Annotated in this window: 22 protein-coding genes and 1 other annotated feature; of the genes, 6 read left to right on the forward strand and 16 right to left on the reverse strand. The window is 50.2% G+C overall.

Annotated features, from left to right (window positions below; all coding sequences use genetic code 11):
• The first annotated feature begins 75 nt into the window (after positions 1 to 75).
• Both EA26_RS06380 and EA26_RS06385 read left to right on the forward strand, forming a co-directional pair.
• On the forward strand, positions 76 to 762 hold the full coding sequence (locus EA26_RS06380; RefSeq protein ID WP_039425739.1) for an HI_1241 family integral membrane domain: 687 nt from the start codon (positions 76 to 78) through the stop codon (positions 760 to 762).
• A 90-nt stretch (positions 763 to 852) separates the two neighbouring features.
• Positions 853 to 1053: a DUF4250 domain-containing protein gene (locus EA26_RS06385; RefSeq protein ID WP_039425755.1), complete on the forward strand. Its 201-nt coding sequence runs from the start codon at positions 853 to 855 to the stop codon at positions 1051 to 1053.
• Positions 1054 to 1061: 8 nt separating this feature from the next.
• On the opposite strand, the gene metR is transcribed toward EA26_RS06385, so the two are convergent.
• Positions 1062 to 1973, reverse strand: coding sequence for an HTH-type transcriptional regulator MetR (gene metR, locus EA26_RS06390; RefSeq protein ID WP_039428831.1), 912 nt, complete (start codon positions 1971 to 1973; stop codon positions 1062 to 1064).
• Between the two features lie 260 nt (positions 1974 to 2233).
• Here metR and metE point away from each other — a divergent pair, with 260 nt between their 5' ends.
• Entirely contained in the window at positions 2234 to 4522 is a 2289-nt protein-coding gene (metE, locus tag EA26_RS06395) for a 5-methyltetrahydropteroyltriglutamate--homocysteine S-methyltransferase (RefSeq protein ID WP_039425758.1), read from the forward strand.
• A 59-nt stretch (positions 4523 to 4581) separates the two neighbouring features.
• On the opposite strand, the gene EA26_RS06400 is transcribed toward metE, so the two are convergent.
• The 13 genes from EA26_RS06400 to trpL2 form a co-directional block, all read right to left on the reverse strand.
• Positions 4582 to 4974, reverse strand: a complete 393-nt coding sequence (locus tag EA26_RS06400; RefSeq protein WP_039425761.1) for a GspS/AspS pilotin family protein — start codon at positions 4972 to 4974, stop codon at positions 4582 to 4584.
• Positions 4975 to 5271, reverse strand: a complete 297-nt coding sequence (locus EA26_RS06405; RefSeq protein ID WP_039425764.1) for a YciI family protein — start codon at positions 5269 to 5271, stop codon at positions 4975 to 4977. It abuts the gene before it with no gap.
• A 104-nt stretch (positions 5272 to 5375) separates the two neighbouring features.
• Positions 5376 to 5774, reverse strand: coding sequence for an acyl-CoA thioester hydrolase YciA (gene yciA, locus EA26_RS06410; RefSeq protein WP_039425766.1), 399 nt, complete (start codon positions 5772 to 5774; stop codon positions 5376 to 5378).
• Between the two features lie 79 nt (positions 5775 to 5853).
• Positions 5854 to 6417, reverse strand: coding sequence for a septation protein A (locus EA26_RS06415; protein WP_039425767.1), 564 nt, complete (start codon positions 6415 to 6417; stop codon positions 5854 to 5856).
• Between the two features lie 149 nt (positions 6418 to 6566).
• The gene (locus EA26_RS06420; RefSeq protein ID WP_039425771.1) at positions 6567 to 6818 is read right to left on the reverse strand and encodes a hypothetical protein; all 252 of its coding nucleotides are present in this window, start codon (positions 6816 to 6818) and stop codon (positions 6567 to 6569) included.
• Between the two features lie 206 nt (positions 6819 to 7024).
• Positions 7025 to 8284, reverse strand: a complete 1260-nt coding sequence (locus EA26_RS06425) for a dicarboxylate/amino acid:cation symporter (protein WP_039425774.1) — start codon at positions 8282 to 8284, stop codon at positions 7025 to 7027.
• 339 nt (positions 8285 to 8623) lie between these two features.
• The gene (trpA, locus tag EA26_RS06430) at positions 8624 to 9430 is read right to left on the reverse strand and encodes a tryptophan synthase subunit alpha (protein ID WP_039425777.1); all 807 of its coding nucleotides are present in this window, start codon (positions 9428 to 9430) and stop codon (positions 8624 to 8626) included.
• Positions 9430 to 10620 carry a tryptophan synthase subunit beta gene (trpB, locus tag EA26_RS06435; protein ID WP_039425780.1) on the reverse strand — a complete coding sequence of 397 codons (1191 nt, stop codon included), beginning with the start codon at positions 10618 to 10620 and terminating at the stop codon, positions 9430 to 9432. The genes trpA and trpB overlap by 1 nt, the downstream gene beginning before the upstream one ends.
• Before the next feature lie 24 nt (positions 10621 to 10644).
• Positions 10645 to 12063, reverse strand: coding sequence for a bifunctional indole-3-glycerol-phosphate synthase TrpC/phosphoribosylanthranilate isomerase TrpF (gene trpCF, locus EA26_RS06440; protein WP_039425784.1), 1419 nt, complete (start codon positions 12061 to 12063; stop codon positions 10645 to 10647).
• Between the two features lie 12 nt (positions 12064 to 12075).
• The gene (gene trpD / locus EA26_RS06445; protein WP_039425787.1) at positions 12076 to 13074 is read right to left on the reverse strand and encodes an anthranilate phosphoribosyltransferase; all 999 of its coding nucleotides are present in this window, start codon (positions 13072 to 13074) and stop codon (positions 12076 to 12078) included.
• A gap of 18 nt (positions 13075 to 13092) precedes the next feature.
• The gene (locus EA26_RS06450) at positions 13093 to 13671 is read right to left on the reverse strand and encodes an aminodeoxychorismate/anthranilate synthase component II (protein WP_039425791.1); all 579 of its coding nucleotides are present in this window, start codon (positions 13669 to 13671) and stop codon (positions 13093 to 13095) included.
• 5 nt (positions 13672 to 13676) lie between these two features.
• Positions 13677 to 15239: an anthranilate synthase component 1 gene (locus EA26_RS06455; protein WP_039425794.1), complete on the reverse strand. Its 1563-nt coding sequence runs from the start codon at positions 15237 to 15239 to the stop codon at positions 13677 to 13679.
• A gap of 132 nt (positions 15240 to 15371) precedes the next feature.
• Positions 15372 to 15474: a sequence feature (Trp leader region), on the reverse strand.
• A complete protein-coding gene (gene trpL2, locus EA26_RS06460; RefSeq protein ID WP_039425796.1) occupies positions 15421 to 15546 on the reverse strand; it encodes a tryptophan operon leader peptide in 126 nt (41 codons plus the stop codon). Its footprint overlaps the feature before it by 54 nt.
• 85 nt (positions 15547 to 15631) lie before the next feature.
• Here trpL2 and rnm point away from each other — a divergent pair, with 85 nt between their 5' ends.
• From rnm to rluB, 3 genes are all read left to right on the forward strand, one after another.
• Positions 15632 to 16546, forward strand: coding sequence for an RNase RNM (gene rnm / locus EA26_RS06465; protein ID WP_052079643.1), 915 nt, complete (start codon positions 15632 to 15634; stop codon positions 16544 to 16546).
• Positions 16543 to 17163 carry an L-threonylcarbamoyladenylate synthase gene (locus EA26_RS06470; protein WP_039425798.1) on the forward strand — a complete coding sequence of 207 codons (621 nt, stop codon included), beginning with the start codon at positions 16543 to 16545 and terminating at the stop codon, positions 17161 to 17163. The genes rnm and EA26_RS06470 overlap by 4 nt, the downstream gene beginning before the upstream one ends.
• Before the next feature lie 286 nt (positions 17164 to 17449).
• Entirely contained in the window at positions 17450 to 18406 is a 957-nt protein-coding gene (rluB, locus tag EA26_RS06475) for a 23S rRNA pseudouridine(2605) synthase RluB (protein WP_039425799.1), read from the forward strand.
• Positions 18407 to 18475: 69 nt separating this feature from the next.
• Here the strand turns inward: rluB and EA26_RS06480 are convergent, their stop codons facing one another.
• Together EA26_RS06480 and efpL are read right to left on the reverse strand one after the other, a co-directional pair.
• A complete protein-coding gene (locus EA26_RS06480) occupies positions 18476 to 18796 on the reverse strand; it encodes an HI1450 family dsDNA-mimic protein (RefSeq protein WP_039425801.1) in 321 nt (106 codons plus the stop codon).
• A gap of 2 nt (positions 18797 to 18798) precedes the next feature.
• Positions 18799 to 19365, reverse strand: coding sequence for an elongation factor P-like protein EfpL (gene efpL / locus EA26_RS06485; protein ID WP_039425803.1), 567 nt, complete (start codon positions 19363 to 19365; stop codon positions 18799 to 18801).
• Between the last annotated feature and the right edge of the window lie 157 nt (positions 19366 to 19522).

Consider the following 19522-nt stretch of genomic DNA (forward strand, 5'->3'; position numbering starts at 1 on the left):
GTCTGAGCTATCGATTGCCGTTATTCAGCGCTTTCGGTATCATCCGGGCTCGGTTTACAGTCAAGTTTAACGCTCATGGTCCAGTTTCTTCTCTCTTCATTTGCACCCATGTTGCTTGGTGCACAGTTGGTTCTCACTCTCGTGCTGGTGAAAGGCGACATTTGCCCGGGGCAGCGTGGTCGCATTCACAAAGTGTTGCCCGCTCTGGGGCTGATGTGGATGGCGGTTTCCTCGCTGGAAATCGCGGCGTTTTTAGTGGTATTTGCTATTTTCTACTTTTATTCCAAAGTGCAGACAGGCAAAACGCGTCAAGAAGGGCCGCTTTGGGTACTGTATCTGGCAGACGGTTTAGCCCTTTGTTTTGTTGCCTTGCAAGCGGTAAAACAGCCTCATTGGGGTGCTGCGTTAGTCACAGTTTTGCTAACGGTGTTACTGGGCGCGATTTTTACTCATCTGCTGTTGGTGATTGCTCGCTCACGTTTGCAGGCTTTTCATCGCATTTTGCCCTTTAGTGGCATTATCGCGGCGATGTTGACGGCGCTGGCGCTGCTGGGCGTGGCATCAGGGTTTGGTGCTGAGCAACTGGAGCAAGTCACTCCATTAATGCTGGCCAGCCTCGTACTGATGATCGTGGGGGTGGTCATGTGGTGTTGGCATATTTTCTCTGGCAAAGCCGCGCACAAGATTCAATTAGCCATTGCGTGGTTGATGCTGTTGGCATCGGCAAGTTCCATGCACATGCTGTTTAGTCTCCCAGCCTGATAGCGCGACAACATTTAGATCTTCTTCACTTTTTATCTACGGATTTGTGGCTACGCTTACTACTTGAGGTACTCAAAAAGGAGCGTCGCCATGGATCTGAGCAATGTAGAGCGCTTAGACAGTATTATTCTGCTGGGGATCGTCAATGAAAAGTTGCGCCTAGAATGTGACAGTTTTGACGATCTGGTGAGCACGTATGAAATGGACGTTGAACAGGTGATCGGCAAGTTAGATATGCTTGGTTATCAATACGATCCACTGACCAATCAGTTTAAATCATACTCACGCTGAGCGATTTTTTAAGCCATCTTGATACCATCAAGGTGGCTTTTGCATTGCTGGCGTGCGGTGGCAAAGAAAGCTTGTAGATAGCGCTTCTCTTTGTCGCTATTGCGCGTTGCGGCAAACAGGCGGCGCCACAAACCCTTGCCCAGCGGGATGCTGGTAATGAGCCCTTGTCGGGAAAATTCGCTAATCGCCCAGTTTGGCAGTGCAGCTACGCCCAGACCCGCCGACACCATCTGCACCAACATCAATGTGTTATCTGCTTGCTTCCATTTCGCCGGCTCTACTCCTGCGGGAGCCAGAAAGTGTTTGACCACGTCTAAGCGCTGCTTTTGTACTGGGTAGGTCAGCATGGTTTGATCAGCCAGATCGCTTGGTTCTAAGCGTGTTTTATTTGCCAATGGGTGATTGGTGGCGGTGATAAGTCGCATCTCAAAATCAAACAGAGGCTCATAGTGGACTTCACTGCGCGGTTGAATATCTGAAGTGATCACCAAATCCAATTCGCCCGCCATCAGCGCAGGTAAAGGTTCAAAACCAAAACCCGATGAGAAATCGAGAGTTACGCTCGGCCAAGTCAGTTGATACTCTTTCAGAGCGGGCATCAGCCATTGAAAACAGGAGTGGCACTCGATCGCCATATGTAAACGGCCATTCACATCCTCTTTTAAGCTGGCAAGCTCGTTTTCCGCTCGGGCAAGTTTGGGCAAAACCTCATCGGCGACGCGCAGCAAAATCTCCCCTTCGGAAGTGAATTTCACCGGACGTGTTTTACGCAAAAATAACTGTCCACCGATCCTTGCCTCAAGATCTTTGATCTGATGGGAGAGGGCGGATTGAGTGAGGTGCAGCGCCGTTGCCGTTGCGGTGAGTGAACCTGTATCGCGCAGTGACGTCAGGGTTTTTAAGTGTTTCAACTCGATCATGAATCCCTCTCATCTTCCTTGCTGTGTGCATGAGTCTTTGTAACTTACCTGGATTTTTGGGAGCTGTAAACATCTAGACGTCTATTTGTTTTGTGCTGAGGTTTGAGTGCATCATGAATTTTTTTAATAAACAAGTTGAATATTTGGCGCTTGTTCCATGGTGAGATTGGCGAGATAGTTTAGCCATCTGGACATCCTGATGGGATGCAAAGCAAATTATCGAACAACGAATAGACCAAGCATAGAAAAGGAATAAGACCATGACGACCACAACGCACATCCTCGGCTACCCGCGTATTGGTGAAAAACGAGAACTCAAGTTTGCGCAAGAAAAGTACTGGCGCGGAGAGATTGACCAAACCGAGCTGAAGAAAGTCGGCGCACATTTGCGTCAGCAGAACTGGCAAGTGCAAAAAGAGGCTGGGCTGAGCTACGCCACCGCTGGTGATTTTGCTTGGTATGACCATGTGCTGACCACAACACTGCTTCTTGGTCATGTGCCGAAACGTCATCGTCATGGCTTTCCTGATCTCGATACCTTGTTTCGTGTTGGCCGCGGTCAATCGCAGTCCGCTTGTGGCTGTCATGGCGCAGCAGCATCGGACATGACCAAATGGTTTAATACTAACTATCACTATATCGTTCCGGAATTTAGCCGCGATGATACTTTTGAGGTGAGCTGGCCACAGCTGTTTGAAGAGGTCAATGAAGCGATTCAAGCCGGGCATAACGTTAAACCTGTGCTGCTTGGCCCGCTAAGCTACCTCTATTTGGGTAAAGAGGTGGAAGAAGGTTTTGAGCGTCTGACGCTGCTTCCCCGTCTGCTTAGCGCTTATCAGGCGATTTTAGCCAAGCTGGCAAAACAAGGAGTAACATGGGTACAAATTGACGAGCCGATTCTGGCACTTGAGCTGGAAAAGCCGTGGTTGGATGCATTCAAGTTGGCCTATCAAGTGATCCGTAGCGAGGTCAAAGTGCTGCTGACGACCTACTTCGATGCTGTGACCGATTGTTTAGAGCGAGTGGTGGCACTTGACGTGGACGGTTTACATATCGACCTTGCCGCAGCTCCTGAACAACTGGATGAGGTGCTTGCGCTATTGCCAGCGCATTGGGTGCTGTCGGTCGGTGTGGTCAATGGTCGCAACGTGTGGCGCTCTGATCTCGCGGCGCAATACCAACGCTTGCTGCCTGTGAAAGCGCAGCTTGGTGAACGTTTGTGGGTCGCGAGTTCCTGCTCACTGCTGCACAGTCCGGTGGATTTAGATCTTGAGCCAGCTCTAAATGAAGAAGTACGCAGTTGGTTGGCGTTTGCCAAGCAGAAAGTGTCGGAAGTGGTACTGCTTGGCCGCGCCTTAGATGGAAACGAGGACGCGATTGCGCAATGTGCGGTGTATAGCCAGCCGATCCAAGCGCGAAAGTCAGCGAGTCATGTTCATAAGCCGCAGGTACAAGCCCGTGTGAATGCGATTTCGCCCGCGTTTGCCAAGCGCAGTGCCCCTTATGCGCAGCGAGCCGCACATCAGGCCGAAGTACTAAAACTGCCGCTGTTGCCAACCACCACAATAGGATCTTTTCCGCAAACGGCCGAGATCCGGGTTCAGCGCAGTGCCTACCGAGCTGGTCAATTGTCGCAGGCCGAGTACACCCAAGCGCTGAAAGAGCACATTGCCGACGCCGTGAAACGACAGGAAGCGTTGGATCTGGACGTGTTGGTGCATGGCGAAGCAGAACGCAACGACATGGTGGAATACTTTGCTGAAAACTTGGCAGGCTTTCAAACCACTCAGTTTGGCTGGGTACAAAGCTACGGTTCGCGCTGCGTGAAACCGGCCATCGTGGTCGCGGACATTGAGCGTGAGCAACCCATTACGGTTGAGTGGTCCAAGTACGCGCAATCGCTGACTTCAAAACAGATGAAAGGCATGCTCACCGGTCCGGTGACGATTTTGTGTTGGACTTTCCCCCGTGAGGACATCTCACGTAAAGCGATCGCCCAACAACTCGCATTGGCACTGCGTGACGAGGTCACAGACCTGCAGCAAGCCGGGATCAACATCATTCAGATTGATGAGCCAGCGATTCGCGAAGGACTGCCATTGAAGAAGCGCGATCATCAAGCCTATCTAGATTGGGCAGTCGAGTCATTTCGCATTGCGGCGGGCAGTGCCAAGCCAGAAACGCAGATCCATACCCACATGTGCTACAGCGAGTTCAACGAAATCATTGAATCGGTCGCAGCACTGGATGCCGATGTCATCACCATTGAAACCTCGCGTTCAAATATGGAGCTGCTTAAAGCGTTTGAAGAGTTCAACTATCCCAATGAAATTGGTCCGGGTGTGTATGACATTCACTCACCGAACATTCCGACAGAGGAGTGGATTGTGGATTTAATCCAAAAAGCCGCGCAGAAAATTCCGCTCGAGCGTTTGTGGGTGAACCCAGATTGCGGTTTGAAAACGCGCAGCTGGCCTGAAACCGAAGCGGCACTAGCAAACCTCGTTGCGGCAGCAAAAACATTGCGCAAGTCGCTGACAGAAGTATAGAGCTAAAAAGAACAGGGGTTGACTTAGTCAACCCCTGTCCGTTTCCGTTGGTGTAAAGCTTATTTTGCCGCGCAGGTTTGCGCATTGACTAACTGGTCGGCAACCAATTGACCCCGAGAGTTGCGGATCTTGATACGATACGAAAGTCCCATGTCCAGTTGGTTGCGAATTTCGTCGTTACTACAGTAGCTATTGATGCTATTCGCCAGTACCTGCTCGGTTGGTTTGGCGCCTTGCGCATCGCTGTTGTAAATCATCATCATCTCAATCACGCTTTTATTTGCGGAGATGCGCATCACTTTCAAAGGTCCGTATTCGAGCGGTAGACCCGCCGACAGCATACCAGCACGGTTTGAAGCCATCAGTTCCAATTGGCGCTCTCTGTCATCATTTGAAGAGCAGCCTGCTAACGCAGAGAAAACGAGAGCAGCGCAGATAATTTTCTTAAACATTTAGAAGACTTTTTTGAATGGTTTAACAGTCACATGAGCATAAACGCCAGCTTCGATGTACGGATCAGCATCGGCCCAAGATTGTGCTTCTTGCAGTGAAGCAAACTCAGCGATGACGGTCGAGCCAGTAAATCCTGCTTCACCTGGATTCTCAGAGTCAATGGCTGGCATTGGGCCTGCGGTAAGTAAGCGTCCTTCATCTTGAAGCTGTTGTAAACGAGCAAGATGTTGCGGGCGAACGCTCAAGCGCTTTTCCAATGAATTCTCGACATCCTGAGAAAAAATAACGTACCACATGGTTGATTCCTTCCGTATTTCAAGGTGAATTTGCGCTTAATCTACCGCAGTTTTCTCGTTGCAGACAAAGAAATTCGGCGTTTTGTGAAACGATGCGACAATTCTTATGATTCGCGCACCGGGCGCGGTTTGCCTTCGCTGTCAATCGCTACGTAGTTGAAGGTGGCGTTGCACACCATGAAACGCTCTTCCACGCCATGGTCTCGGATTGGTTTGACCCACAATTCGAGATTAATCGACATTGAAGTGCGACCAATTTTGGTGCACTCGCCATAGCAGCACACCACGTCTCCTACTTTGACTGGCTTTTTGAAGATGATATCGGAGACCGATACAGTAACGATTCGCCCCGAAGAGATCTCTTTGGCGAGAATGCCGCCCGCAAGATCGAGCTGTGACATGATCCAGCCACCGAAAATATCGCCGTTGGCGTTGGTATCTGCTGGCATTGCAAGGGTTCTTAGCAGTAGTTGACCCTTTGGAGAGTTGTATTCCTGACTCATTTTGACATCCGCAACAAACAAAACAGCGACCAAATGGGTCGCTGTAAGAATAAGTGGCGATTATAGCAAATAATCTGGATTATTCATCGCTTGTGACATCCGATGACTGGCTTTTATCCTCTTTTGGCATCTGCTTGTAGATGTAAACACCAGTTAGAACCGTGAAACCCAGTGTGGCGGCCAGCAGACCAAACACTTTAAAATTCACCCAAACATCCAGTGGTAGCTCGTAAGCAACGTAAACGTTGAGGCCAGCACAGAAGGAGAAGAAGGCAACCCATGCCCAGTTAATGTTGCTCCACACACGATCCGGTAGCGTGAGTTCCTTGCCGAGCATGCCTTTAATCGCCGATTTACCCATAGCGTGGCTAACCGCTAAGCCGATGGCAAACACAACGTAAACAATCGTCACTTTCCATTTTATGAAGTTGTCGTCGTGCAAGAAGATGGTCATGCCGCCAAAAACGGCCACCATAAGAAAAGTGATCAACTGCATCTTTTCGACTTTCTTGTATAGCACGTAAGTAACAACCACTTGCACCGCGGTTGCGGCAATCAGAGCACCAGTTGCGGTATAGATGTCGTACATCTTATAAAGGGCAAAAAAGATAATCAGTGGAATAAAATCAAGAAGTTGCTTCATGAGGCAAAGAATTTCCTATTTATTGAATTGTCCACAGTCTATCTAAAACTGACCCAATGTGAAGGGGTCGAGACAAATGGATACAAAATTGGTTACGCAAACCGCGTATCGGCGGCTTGCGAGTATGAAAGGGAAGGCGCCGTGGTTACTTAGTTGTAGTAAGCCCCCGATTGATATTCGCTGATGACTTGTTTCATATCGGCTAAATAGCCTTCACTACGCAAGTTATCGACGGTGTCGCGCAGCTCTTCATCCGTCATGGCAAAACAGGTGGATTTGCCCGTAGTGAGGTTGAGGTAGTGGTGGTATTCATCTTCGCTGAAGTGGCCGAAGCGGTCTAAAAGCAGTGCTTTATAACCATGATGAATCAAACCGTAGTAAGTGCGTCTGTGTAAGCTCATGACAAAAACCCTCATGTTCGCTTGAAGAGGTCAAAGTGTAAAACCATTGACACCTCTCTGTGTGAGAAATTTCTTGCAATAGCAGTGCCATAAATGAAACACACTGATCCATAAGGTAACGCAGGAGAAAAATAAAAAGGAGTGACAAAAATATCACTCCTTTTCGCTGCATATTTGCAATTTGAGATCGTTTTGCAGTGCGCGAATTACGCTTCTTGCTTCTGCATTTCCGCTTCGCTGGCTTCTTCTTCGATCAGCGCATCAACGATAACGGCACAAGCGGCATCGCCAGTGATGTTCAGTGCGGTGCGGATCATATCGAAGATACGGTCGAGAGCGAACAAAAGTGGCAGGCCTTCGATTGGAATGCCAGCTGCCAGCAAAACCGCCACAACAAGGAAAGATGGCCCAGGTACGCCCGCTTGACCAACTGCGCCTAGTGTTGCAGTAATGATGATCGCAATGTAGGCGCCCATGCCAAGGTCGATGTTAAACAGCTGTGCAAAGAAGATAGCGACCAAACCGTAGTAAATCGCATTACCAGACATGTTGATGGTTGCACCCAGCGGCAAAACAAATGAGGCGGTTGAGTTACGCACGCCAAGTTCTTTTTCTACTGTGTCCATGGTGACAGGCAGTGTTGCCATTGAGGACGCGGTAGACAGTGCCACGGCTTGCGGCTTTTTCATCGCTAGAATGAACTTCTTCGCCGAGGTTTTAGTAAACAGTTGGATCATCAACGGGTAAGCAACGAAGCCGAAGATCAGGATAGCAGCAACGTACACCACGAACAGTTTGAACACCACCATAAGTGCGCCAAAGCCGAATGTGCCGACCGCTTCGGCCATCAGGCCAAACACGCCGATAGGAGCAATGATCATCACTTTGTTGATCATCCACACCATAGCGTCAACGATGCAGTTTACGCCGTTGATGATAGGCTCACGTTTTGCTTGAGGCTGCTTAGCGATTGCAATGCCAAAGAACATGCAAAAGACAAGGATCTGTAGAATGTTAGCTTCGTTCAGTGATTGGAAAACGTTGGTTGGGATCATACCAGTAACGGTTGCCCAGAAAGTAGGGAGTTCACCTTTAGAAGCGTATTCGGCTGAGAACATGCTCTCGATGCCTGAAACGTCGATACCCGTGCCCGGTTGGAAAACTTCGCCCATCACTAACGCCAGCGCAACGGCAAGTGCAGAGGTGATACCAAAGTAGCTTAAGGTCACCAAGCCCACTTTTCCTGCTGATTGGCTGTTCCCAAGACCAGCCGCGCCAGAAATCAGAGCAACCGCCACCAGAGGGATAACCAGCATCTTGATCAAGTTGATGAAAATAGCACCCAATGGAGCAAAAGCTGACGCGCTGTCACCCATGAAGGCACCAACGGCAGTACCTGCAATCATGGCGATGACAACTTGTACGCCAATGCTGTTTAGCAAACTCTTTTCTTTTAACACTTCCATAACCTCTGTGCTAATAAAATTTAAAATTCCAGTGTTACCCTCTGAACAAAAAGTGTTCTTTGGATAAATATTTCGAGAAGCTTTTTACACGTTAATTTCACATTTATCAAGATGAGTCATTTTTAAATGTTGCGTTTACCGACAACTTTATTGATTGGTGACAACTTTTTGACCAATAGCAAACGTTTGCTATTGAGCATTTCTATAAAATGGCGGGCTTTTATTGAGGATTTACTATTTATTGCTGAGTGGGAGTGGCGGTGGGAAATGTTAAGAGAAAGATCGATTTCTTACTGAAAATAAGAAATCGATCCCATAGAACTTGACGTGTCTGACACGTCACTTTTGTGTTGCAGATTTCATTGTTGAAACAAAATCGCTGAGTTTATTTAACATCTTGTCGGGGGTTGATACGTTAGCTTCAATGATTTTGACCACAGCAGAGCCGGAAATTGCCCCCGCGGCGCCAGCATCAATCGCTTGTTTGACTTGCGCGGGCTCAGAGATGCCGAATCCGAGTAGGGCTGGCGGCGCGTCGAACTGGGTCAGTTTCGCCAGCATGTCACCGACAGGCATATTTGCTTTAGTTTCTGCCCCGGTAACACCTGCACGTGAGAGCAAGTAGGTATAGCCGCCGCCCAATTTTGCCACCTCTTGGAGCGTTTCATCACTGGCCGTGGGCGGTGCGATGAAAATCGGATGCACGCCAAATTTTTTTGCAGCGGCAACGAACTCGGCGCTTTCGTTGGTGGGCACATCGGCAATTAATACAGAATCAATGCCTGCCTTAGCGCAGCGTTGATAGAAATCTTCAATCCCTCGCGAGTACACCAGATTGGCGTACATCAGCAGGCCAATCGGCAACTGTGGATACTGGGCGCGGATTTGGGCAATCTGTTCGAAGCAGATGTCCGGTGTCGCGCCTGAGTCCAATGCACGGATATTCGCCCCTTGGATAGTTGGGCCGTCGGCCAATGGATCGGAGAAGGGAATGCCCAGCTCTAAAGCATCTGCGCCTGCTTCGACTAAGGTTTGCATGATGCGCAGTGACTGCTCAGGATTGGGATCGCAAACCGTTACGAACGGAACAAATGCGCCTTGTTGTTTCTCTGCCAGACGCTCGAACATGGCTTGATAACGGTCCATCAGATCGCTCCTTTTTCTTCTAAAATTGCGTGTACAGTAAAGATGTCTTTATCGCCGCGACCCGACAGGTTCACTACCAGTAGTTGCTCTTTGTCAGGATTGTTGCGCGCCATTTTCAGGGCATGAGCGAGTGCGTGAGAAGACTCAAGGGCGGGAATGATCCCTTCGCTGCGAGCCAGCTCTTGGAACGCATCGAGTGCTTCATCGTCGGTAATGCTGTCGTACTCTGCGCGGCCAATGGCGTTGAGATGCGCATGCTGAGGGCCAACCGACGGGAAATCGAGGCCAGCAGAAACAGAGTAAGACTCCTCCACTTGGCCGTTTTCGTCTTGCATGAGTGGTGCTTTCATGCCAAAGAAGATCCCGGTTTTGCCGTGTTTAAGCGGCGCGCCGTGTTGGTCGGTATCGATGCCTTTGCCCGCCGGCTCAACACCAATCAAGCGAACGGACTCTTCTTCGATAAAATCAGCAAACATACCGATGGCGTTGGAGCCGCCGCCCACACAGGCAATCACCGCGTCAGGCAGGCGACCTTCGCGCGCGAGGATCTGGTTTTTGGTCTCTTCGCCAATCATACGCTGAAACTCACGCACTATGGTTGGAAATGGATGGGGCCCCGCCGCTGTGCCGAGAAGGTAATGCGCGGTTTCATAACTGCCGGACCAGTCGCGTAGCGCTTCGTTGCAGGCGTCTTTTAACGTGGCGGAGCCAGAGTGCACCGGAATCACTTCGGCGCCCATCAATTTCATTCGAAACACGTTCGGGCTTTGGCGCTCAACATCTTTTGCACCCATGTAAACGCGGCATTTTAGGCCGAGCAGTGCGCAGGCTAAGGCCGTTGCCACACCGTGTTGGCCTGCACCAGTTTCTGCGATGATTTCGTTTTTGCCCATGCGTTTGGCAAGCAGCGCTTGGCCGAGCACTTGATTGGTTTTGTGCGCGCCGCCATGCAGCAGATCTTCGCGTTTCAGATAGAGTTTGGTCTTGGTGCCTTTGGTAAGGTTACGCGTTAAGGTAAGCGCGGTCGGGCGGCCCGCATACTCTTGCAGCAAGCCCATAAATTCACTGCGAAACGCGTCATCTTCTTGCGCATCAATGAAAGCCTGTTCAAGCTGCTCCAAAGCTGGGACCAGAATTTGCGGAACGTACTGACCGCCGTATTCGCCAAAGTAGGCATTCAGTTTTGCCATGGTGTTCATCCTTCTCGTCAATTTTTAGTAGTTGCGGATCGCAGCAAACGCTTGTTGCAACTTCTGTGTATCTTTTTTACCCGGTGCGCTTTCGACCCCGGAGTTGAAATCCAATCCTAGACAGCCGAGTGAAGCCGCTTGCTTTGCATTATCTGCGTTCAAGCCACCCGCGAGCATCACCTTGCTCGGGTCGCCGATTAAGCTCCAGTCGAAGGCTTTGCCTGTGCCACCGCTTTGGTTGCCGACTTGGGCATCGAGAAGATGTCTGTCGACATGTTGGGTGAGGCGCTGCGGAGCGTGATCGGTCACGCCGTAGGCTTTCCAAATTGCGATATGCTCGGCGAGTAGGCTACGCAACTGCGTCACATAGTGTTGATCTTCTTCGCCATGCAGCTGCACTGCGGCAAGGCCGAGTGAATTGGCGGTTTGCGCCACAAATTCAAGCGATTGATTTTGAAAAACGCCGACGTAACGCAGTGGTGCGCCACTCATAACCAAGCGTGCGCTGTCGGTATCCACCACGCGTTTTGACTGCTCAGCGAAAATCAGCCCGCCAAACACGGCCCCCGCATGGTACGCTTTGGCTGCGTCGTCGGGTTGAGTCAGGCCACACACTTTATTCTCACCTAGCGTTACTTTGCGCACCGCCAGTTCAAGATTTTCCTCGGCCATTAGCGAACTGCCAATTAAGAAACCATCGGCAAACTGAGCTAGGTCACGCACTTGCTGGTGGGTGTAGATCCCCGATTCAGAAATGACAACCGCATTGGGCGCCAGTTTGCGCAGAGTAGGTGCGAGTAATTTGGTGCGATTCAGATCAGTGGTCAAATCACGCAGGTTACGGTTGTTGATGCCAATGACTCTTGCCCCTAAGTTGACCGCGCGGGCTAACTCTTCCTCATTGCTGATTTCGGTCAGCACGCCCATATTGAGCTGGTGGGCAACGTTTGCCAGCGTTTGGTACTGCTCATCGTCCAAAACGGATAACATCAGCAAAATGGCATCCGCTTGGTAGTGTCGTGCCAGCATGACCTGATACGGATCGACCATAAAATCTTTACACAGTACGGGCTGTTTCACTTGCTTGCGTACTTGCGGCAGGAAGTCAAAACTCCCTTGGAAATATTTCTCATCGGTCAGGACGGAAATGGCGTCTGCATGTCGGTTATACACCGAGGCGATGTAATCTAAATCAAACTCTTGACGAATAAGCCCTTTCGATGGAGATGCTTTTTTACACTCAGTGATGAACACCGTTTTGCCGGTGGACAGTGCTTGATAAAAGCTGCGATCGGAAGGAATGAGATCCGCTTCGAAGGTATTTAAAGGTTGCTGCTGTTTACGTAAAGCAACCCATTGATATTTATCGCGTACAATCTTTGCCAGCACTTCGGCCATTTGCGCTTCTTGCACCGATACGTGCTCGGACAGTTTTTCGCTCATCTCTTTTTCCTTTCAGGCGTGTGCCGCGAGTTGTTCAACCAGTTGGTAGACTTTACCTGAGTTCATCACTTCAATCGCTTGCTGAGTGTTAGCTTTGAGATCTTCATGACCAAACAGGCGCATCAGCAGTGCGACGTTAACCGCTACGGCACCAAGTTGCGCTTCGCTCCCTTTGCCTGTCAAGAGGTGCGTGATGATGGCGCGGTTTTCTTGCGGATCGCCGCCCTTAATCGCTTCAAGCGGGTGCGTTTGCAGGCCAAAATCGGCGGGCGTGAGGGTGTATTCATGGATTTTGCCATCTTTGATTTCCGCAACCGTGGTTTCGCCGTGGATCGCCACTTCATCTAACCCGCTACCATGTACCACCGCCGCGCGCTTCATGCCCATTTTCAACATGGTTTGTGCAATCGGCTTGACCAGTTCTTGGCTGTAGACGCCCATCAGTTCGATATTGGGCCGCGCCGGATTAATCAGTGGGCCGAGGATATTGAAAATCGTCCGGGTTTTCATGGTTTGGCGTACAGGCATCGCATGGCGGACACCGCTGTGATACTGCGGCGCGAACAAGAAGGCGACGCCAATCTCATCCATCGCTCGGCGGGTATCTTCGGCGCTCATCGCCAAATTGATGCCAAACGAGTCGAGCAGATCGGAAGATCCCGATTTGCTCGACACACTGCGGTTGCCGTGTTTGGCAATTTTCAGCCCGCACGCCGCGGCGACAAACGCCGCTGTGGTGGAGATGTTGATGGTGTTGTGCCCATCGCCACCAGTGCCGACGATATCAGCAAAGTCGTAATCTGGACGAGGGAAAGGGTTAGCGTTGGCCAATAAGGCTTTGGCCGCACCTGCGATCTCATCTGGCGTTTCGCCTTTGATTTTCAATGCGGTGAGCGCTGATGCCATCAAAATCGGGTCCAACTCACCGCGAATAATAGTGTCAAACAGCTGCTGGCTCTCTTGCTCACTCAGCGACTGCTGCTCATAAAGTTTGTTGATGATAGTTTGCATAATGGTCTCTCCCTGTCCTTACGCTAGCGCCCAGTCAATAGCATTGGCGAGCAGTGTCGCGCCGTACGTGGTCATGATCGATTCTGGGTGAAATTGAAAGCCGCACACCTTGTCTTGCTCATTCACTACCGACATGACCAAGCCGTCCACTTCCGCGGTGACGGTCAAGCTCTCGGGCACTTTTGTCGCGACTAAAGAGTGGTAGCGAGCAATCGCGAGAGGCGAAGGCAAAGTAGAATAAATCGCGTGACCTTGGTGCGCCATCATCGACACTTTGCCGTGAATGATCTCGCCCGCACCAGCAACGGTACCACCATACGCCTCGACGATGGCCTGATGACCAAGGCAGATGCCAATGACTGGCACTTTGCCTTTCACGCGTTGAATCAGCTCCGGCATCGAGCCCGCTTCTGACGGAGCACCCGGACCCGGTGAGAGAAGCACCACAGGTTGTTCGAGCTTGGCAATGGCTTGCTCAATCACCTTCGCAGCAATGTTGTTACGGTAAATGGTTACCTTATGACCAAGTGAACGGAACTGATCCACTAGGTTGTAGGTGAACGAATCGAAGTTGTCGATAAATACGATGTCAGCCATGTCCGTTACTCCTTATGTGCTTTCTGGATGGCAGAAATAACGGCCTGCGCCTTGCCGCGCGTCTCATCGGCTTCGGCTTGTGGGTCGGAGTCAAACACCACCCCCGCGCCCGCTTGCACTTGAGCGATGCCGTTTTCGACGTAAGCTGAGCGGATCACGATGCAGGTGTCCAAGGTGCCTTCACCCGTTAGATAACCGACCGCACCGCCGTAACTGCCACGACGAGCGCCTTCAACATCGCGGATAAGCTGCATTGCGCGGATTTTTGGCGCGCCAGTCAGGGTACCCATGTTCATGCAAGCTTGGTAGGCGTGTAGCGCATCCAGATCAGCACGAAGTTGTCCTACCACACGTGAGACCAAATGCATCACATGGCTGTAGCGGTCGACTTTGAGCAAATCGGCAACATGGCGAGTGCCCGCTTGCGAGATTCGTGCGACGTCGTTGCGCGCAAGATCCACCAGCATCATATGCTCAGCGTTCTCTTTTTTATCGGAGCGTAATTCCAGCTCGATACGACTGTCGAGATCAAAATCAATCTCACCATTAGCTCGTTTGCCGCGACGGCGGGTCCCCGCAATCGGATAGATTTCCACTTGGTTGGTGTCGGTTTCGTATTTCAGCGCGCTTTCTGGTGACGCGCCAAACAAGGTAAACAGCTCATCTTGCATGTAGAACATGTAAGGGCTTGGGTTACTCAGCTTCAACTCTTTATACGCTGCCAGCGGCGAAGGGCAGGGGAGCGTAAAGCGGCGTGATGGCACCACTTGGAAGATGTCCCCTTTGACCACGTACTGTTTGAGATCGCGGACGATTTGGCAAAAAGCCTCGTCGCTGACACTCGGAGTGGCGTCAACTTGCGCAAGTTTCACCGCTTGAGGCAGAGTTTTTGGTGCGGCGCAGAGTGTACTGATTTGCTCAATGCGTGTCTCAAGTACGGATTTCTGCTCACTGTTGGCAAATAGCGTTGCTTGCAGGTGACAACTTTCCGTTTGGTGATCGACCACCAGCAGTGTCTCTGCGACATAAAATACGTAGTCTGGACATCGGTTCGTGGCGCTGGCGGGGCCCAAAGGTTCAAAGTTAGCCACCAGATCGTAAGCAAACAGACCGCCCATAAACAGCGCATGCTTGTCATGACCACGTAAATCAAAGCTGTGCTGAATTAAACGTAGCGCATCAAAGCTAGACGCTTCGCGCAGACGCGAATCTTCGTCTAAGGTGCCGTCGGATTCGCTGAAGGTTAACGTCAGTGTTTGTCCGTCGAACTGATGCTTAATCTCAGGTTGAATATTCCCCAGTAAATGCGCCAGCAGATGACGACCGTTATCCGTGAGGGCATTGCAGGTTACCGTTTGCCCGTAGCAGACAATACGCACGGCGGAATCGACAATTAGCAGACTCTTGAGATCCTGCTTCGAATCAATCTCGGCAGATTCGAGCAACAAGCTGTCCGTCTTGCTTTCGCATAAGGTATGGAACAGACGAGTCGGGTCTTGTGTGTATGGGACCGATGCCGTAATCACATCTAACTTGCCCAAGGTTTTGATCTTAATGGCCTTGTTCACAAGACCTCCTTATTATTTCAAATCTGTTCTAGCTTCCTGTTGTACATACTCGCACAAAGCAAACGTTCGCCCAACGTACAATTTAGTCAATCTGGTGAATATTTAATCGGTTGAACGTGAGTTATACAACAAAACAAAAAGCCCGCTGTTTAGGCGGGCTTCGTATCATGAGTGTCCTGAATTAAAAGTACACGTTTGCCCACCAAGAACTTGTCCAGATGCGCCACCAAGCCAACTCCGCTGCATTCGATTTCTCGTCATGCAGAGCAAGTTTCGCTTTTTGCTTTTGGTTAAGTTCTTGTAACATAGTCGGCCTTACAGTCAGGTACTTTGTATTTGTGTACTAGTTAACTAGTGCAAGGGTAAAAAGTCAACCCCCAAGAAGCAAATATATGAGAATAGATCTACACAGCCATACCACTGCCTCTGATGGTCGGCTCACGCCAGCGCAGTTGGTTGACCGCGCAATCAGCTTTGAGCTGGATGTTTTAGCGGTCACCGATCATGATACTGTGCAAGCGCTGGAGGAGATTCACCGTTATGTAGCGCAGAATCAATTGCCGCTCACTATCATTAACGGCATTGAAATTTCGACCGTGTGGCAAAACAAAGATATCCATATTGTTGGTTTGAATATCGATCCACACAATGCTCAATTAAGCCAACTCATCGCTCAGCAACAGGCGCATCGAGTCGCTCGCTCGGAAATGATCGCGCAGCGCCTTGGCAAAGCAACGCGAGAAGGAGTACTTGAAGAGGTCAGAGCCATTGCCGATGGTGCGCCAGTGACTCGCGCCCATTTTGCCAAATGGCTGGTGGATAACGGTTTTGCAAAGAATATGCAGCAGGTATTTAAAAAATACCTGACGCGCAACAATCCCGGTTACGTGCCGCCGAATTGGTGTTCAATGGCTGATGCCATCGGCGCGATCCATGCTGCGGGGGGCCTGGCAGTGTTGGCTCACCCGGGGCGTTATGATCTCACGGCCAAGTGGCTAAAACGGTTGCTGCAAGCGTTTGTCGATGCGGGTGGCGATGCTATGGAGGTGGCCCAACCACAACAATCGCAACAAGAAAGACGCACGTTGGCTGATTATGCTATACAATACAAACTATTAGCTTCCCAAGGCAGCGATTTTCACTATCCATCCCCGTGGATGGAGTTGGGAAGGAACCTCTGGTTGCCCTCCGGCGTAGAACCAGTTTGGAAAGATTGGGGTTTAGAGTCCGCTCCTTTGGAGCTAGCACAAGCATCCACACTCCAGTCCTATAGAGCCGAGAGGCTCGATAATGAGGAATTACAATGAGCCAGTTTTTTTACGTTCATCCTGAAAACCCCCAGGCTCGCTTGATCAATCAAGCCGTAGCAATCATTCGTAATGGCGGTGTGGTGGTTTATCCGACCGATTCCGGTTATGCACTCGGTTGTCAGTTGGAAAACAAACAAGCGCTGGAGCGAATTTGTCAGATCCGCCGACTGGATGAAAAACATAATTTCACCCTGTTGTGCCGCGATTTGTCGGAGTTGTCGCTATACGCACGCGTCGACAACACCGCATTTCGTTTGCTAAAGAACAACACGCCGGGCGCGTACACTTTTATCTTCAAAGGAACAAAAGAAGTGCCTCGTCGCTTGATGAATGCCAAACGCAAAACGATTGGTATTCGTGTGCCAGATAACCGTATTGCACTCGATCTGCTAGAAGCGCTTGGGGAGCCTTTGATGTCAACTTCCCTGATTCTGCCGGGAAACAATTACACCGAGTCGGACCCCGATGAGATCCGTGACAAACTCGAGCATGCCGTAGATGTGATTCTCAACGGCGGTTATCTCGGTGAGCAACCAACCACGGTGATTGATTTTAGTGAAGGTGAGGCGGTTATTGCTCGTCTTGGCGCGGGCGATCCAACCCCCTTTCAATAAGCCTTCTGTTAGACATGCTTGATGTATCAAAGGAGCCAAGTGCTCCTTTGTTTTATCAGTAATTCATCAATTTGTTATTAAAAGTGTCGTCATCGGCGGTGGGACGGGATTATTTTCAGCGAGAATTTTTCCATGATTCGCCCAATGGCGAAGTGCTGAGATCTTACATTGCGGATTTATTTCCCGTATAATTGCGCCCCCGATTCCGAGCTTCGGGTAGATAACTAAGTCTGGTCTATGCTTGGTAAGACTACGACGTCTGAGAAGACGACACATAGGTAGATAAATGAACGAAAAATTACAGAAAGTTTTAGCGCGAGCCGGTCACGGTTCACGTCGCGAATTGGAAGCATTAATCAAATCAGGACGTGTAAGTGTAAACGGTGTAGTGGCGAAACTGGGTGAGCGACTGGAAGACGAAAATGCGGTGGTGCGCATCGATGGTCACGTTGTGTCAGTTAAGGCACAAGAGGAAGTGATCTGTCGAGTGCTGGCGTATTACAAGCCGGAAGGAGAACTCTGTACCCGCCATGACCCAGAAGGTCGTCGTACTGTATTTGACCGTCTACCTAAGATCCGCGGTTCGCGTTGGATTTCTGTCGGCCGATTGGACGCGAACACATCTGGTCTGCTGCTATTCACGACCGACGGTGAATTGGCCAATCGTTTGATGCACCCAAGCCGCCAAGTTGAGCGTGAATACCTAGTTCGAGTGTTTGGTGAAGTGAACGAGCATAAAGTTCGCAACTTGGTCAATGGTGTACAACTGGAAGATGGCCTCGCTCGCTTTGAAGACGTTGTCTACACCGGCGGTGAGGGGATGAACCATACCTTCTATGTGGTGATCAACGAAGGTCGTAATCGTGAAGTTCGTCGTCTGTGGGAATCACAAGATTGTACGGTAAGTCGTCTGAAACGTGTGCGCTACGGTGACATCTATCTGGATAAGAAACTGCCTCGCGGTGGTTGGATGGAGCTGGAACTGAAAGACGTTAACTACCTGCGCGAACTGGTTGAATTGCGCCCAGAAAAAGAGACGATGATTGAACTCAACAGCTCATCGCGTAAACGTGACCGTGCCCGCAGCCAAAAAATCCGTCGTGCGGTGAAGCGTCATGAAGAGCGAGTGAGTACGCCAAAAGGTCGCAGCAATAATCCGTCACGTCGCAAACCCGCGACCAACAAAGCGGGTAGTGCAAATACGCCAAACGCGCGTCCATCTCGCAATAATACTCAGCGCTAAGTGCTTAAAAGCGACCGCAAAAAGAAACAGTAAAAAAGGCTTGCCAGTGGCAAGCCTTTTTTGTCGCAGTTAATCGCGTTTCCACAGAATGTGGCAGAATTTCTGATCGGGATCTCGGCTAATCAGCATTCTGGCGAACACATCGTCTAAGACATCGTTCTCTTCGTTGACTAAACCGATCAGCACTTCGGCGTAGACTTCGTCATCGACATCAAAGCCAACGTGGGAAGGCCAATCGCTCGCGACATCAACCAGCTCCGCCGCACCACGATCATCGAACTGTGCGGTGAACAGGATCACGTCAGCAGGCTCCAAGTTATCTGGAGCCATCTCTAGAAAGATATCGTACGCGGCATCAATCGCATCGTCGTAAGAGATCAGATCCGTCATGCTTACGCTCGGCTCATGTATTTGCGTTCTGCGGTGTTGATGATCACACGATCACCGGTCGCAATGTACTCTGGCACCTGTACCACAAGGCCAGTGCTAAGACGAGCAGGTTTGGTACGAGCAGAGGCAGAAGCGCCCTTGATCGATGGGTCCGTCTCTTCAATAACCAACTCAACAGAAGAAGGCAGCTCTAGGCCTACCGCGTCGCCGTTGACGAGGATCACGTGGATGCCTTGAGTTTCTTCGTTGATGAACAGCAGATCGTCTTCAATGTCAGCGTGTTTGAACACATACTGAGAGTAGTCGACGTTGTCCATGAAGATGTAGTCATCGCCATCGATGTAAGAGAAAGAAACTGCGTGCTTGTTCATTTCTACGGTTTCTAGCACGTCGTCTGACTTGTAACGCTCTTCTACGCGAGCACCAGTCGTTAGATCTGTACAACGCATTTTATAGATTTTTGAACCGCCACGGCCACCAGGGGTTGTCACTTCAATATCTTTAACTAGAAGAGTCTTGCCGTTAGATTCGATTGCAAAACCTTTCTTAATTTCACTTGCCTTTGGCATATCTGTTCCTATTGCGTTTTTTAAGAGTTACTCAAAATCGCTGAATTATATACTCAACTCCCGCTAACTTGCGAGTACCAAGAAAAATTACTTCTGCACGCGGTTTTTGCGCTTAATCGCGCTTGGCTTTGGCGACGTCGTATTGCGCTTGATTCCG

The sequence above is a fragment of the Vibrio navarrensis genome, assembly GCF_000764325.1.
In the GTDB taxonomy this organism is placed as follows: domain Bacteria; phylum Pseudomonadota; class Gammaproteobacteria; order Enterobacterales; family Vibrionaceae; genus Vibrio; species Vibrio navarrensis.

Bases quoted from the DNA above. Each gene is read 5' to 3' on its own strand.
- EA26_RS06380 (WP_039425739.1), top strand. From the start codon at position 76: ATGGTCCAGTTTCTTCTCTCTTCATTTGCACCCATGTTGCTTGGTGCA.
- EA26_RS06385 (WP_039425755.1), top strand. From the start codon at position 853: ATGGATCTGAGCAATGTAGAGCGCTTAGACAGTATTATTCTGCTGGGG.
- metR (WP_039428831.1), bottom strand. From the start codon at position 1,973: ATGATCGAGTTGAAACACTTAAAAACCCTGACGTCACTGCGCGATACA.
- metE (WP_039425758.1), top strand. From the start codon at position 2,234: ATGACGACCACAACGCACATCCTCGGCTACCCGCGTATTGGTGAAAAA.
- EA26_RS06400 (WP_039425761.1), bottom strand. From the start codon at position 4,974: ATGTTTAAGAAAATTATCTGCGCTGCTCTCGTTTTCTCTGCGTTAGCA.
- EA26_RS06405 (WP_039425764.1), bottom strand. From the start codon at position 5,271: ATGTGGTACGTTATTTTTTCTCAGGATGTCGAGAATTCATTGGAAAAG.
- yciA (WP_039425766.1), bottom strand. From the start codon at position 5,774: ATGAGTCAGGAATACAACTCTCCAAAGGGTCAACTACTGCTAAGAACC.
- EA26_RS06415 (WP_039425767.1), bottom strand. From the start codon at position 6,417: ATGAAGCAACTTCTTGATTTTATTCCACTGATTATCTTTTTTGCCCTT.
- EA26_RS06420 (WP_039425771.1), bottom strand. From the start codon at position 6,818: ATGAGCTTACACAGACGCACTTACTACGGTTTGATTCATCATGGTTAT.
- EA26_RS06425 (WP_039425774.1), bottom strand. From the start codon at position 8,284: ATGGAAGTGTTAAAAGAAAAGAGTTTGCTAAACAGCATTGGCGTACAA.
- trpA (WP_039425777.1), bottom strand. From the start codon at position 9,430: ATGGACCGTTATCAAGCCATGTTCGAGCGTCTGGCAGAGAAACAACAA.
- trpB (WP_039425780.1), bottom strand. From the start codon at position 10,620: ATGGCAAAACTGAATGCCTACTTTGGCGAATACGGCGGTCAGTACGTT.
- trpCF (WP_039425784.1), bottom strand. From the start codon at position 12,063: ATGAGCGAAAAACTGTCCGAGCACGTATCGGTGCAAGAAGCGCAAATG.
- trpD (WP_039425787.1), bottom strand. From the start codon at position 13,074: ATGCAAACTATCATCAACAAACTTTATGAGCAGCAGTCGCTGAGTGAG.
- EA26_RS06450 (WP_039425791.1), bottom strand. From the start codon at position 13,671: ATGGCTGACATCGTATTTATCGACAACTTCGATTCGTTCACCTACAAC.
- trpL2 (WP_039425796.1), bottom strand. From the start codon at position 15,546: ATGTTACAAGAACTTAACCAAAAGCAAAAAGCGAAACTTGCTCTGCAT.
- rnm (WP_052079643.1), top strand. From the start codon at position 15,632: ATGAGAATAGATCTACACAGCCATACCACTGCCTCTGATGGTCGGCTC.
- EA26_RS06470 (WP_039425798.1), top strand. From the start codon at position 16,543: ATGAGCCAGTTTTTTTACGTTCATCCTGAAAACCCCCAGGCTCGCTTG.
- rluB (WP_039425799.1), top strand. From the start codon at position 17,450: ATGAACGAAAAATTACAGAAAGTTTTAGCGCGAGCCGGTCACGGTTCA.
- EA26_RS06480 (WP_039425801.1), bottom strand. From the start codon at position 18,796: ATGACGGATCTGATCTCTTACGACGATGCGATTGATGCCGCGTACGAT.
- efpL (WP_039425803.1), bottom strand. From the start codon at position 19,365: ATGCCAAAGGCAAGTGAAATTAAGAAAGGTTTTGCAATCGAATCTAAC.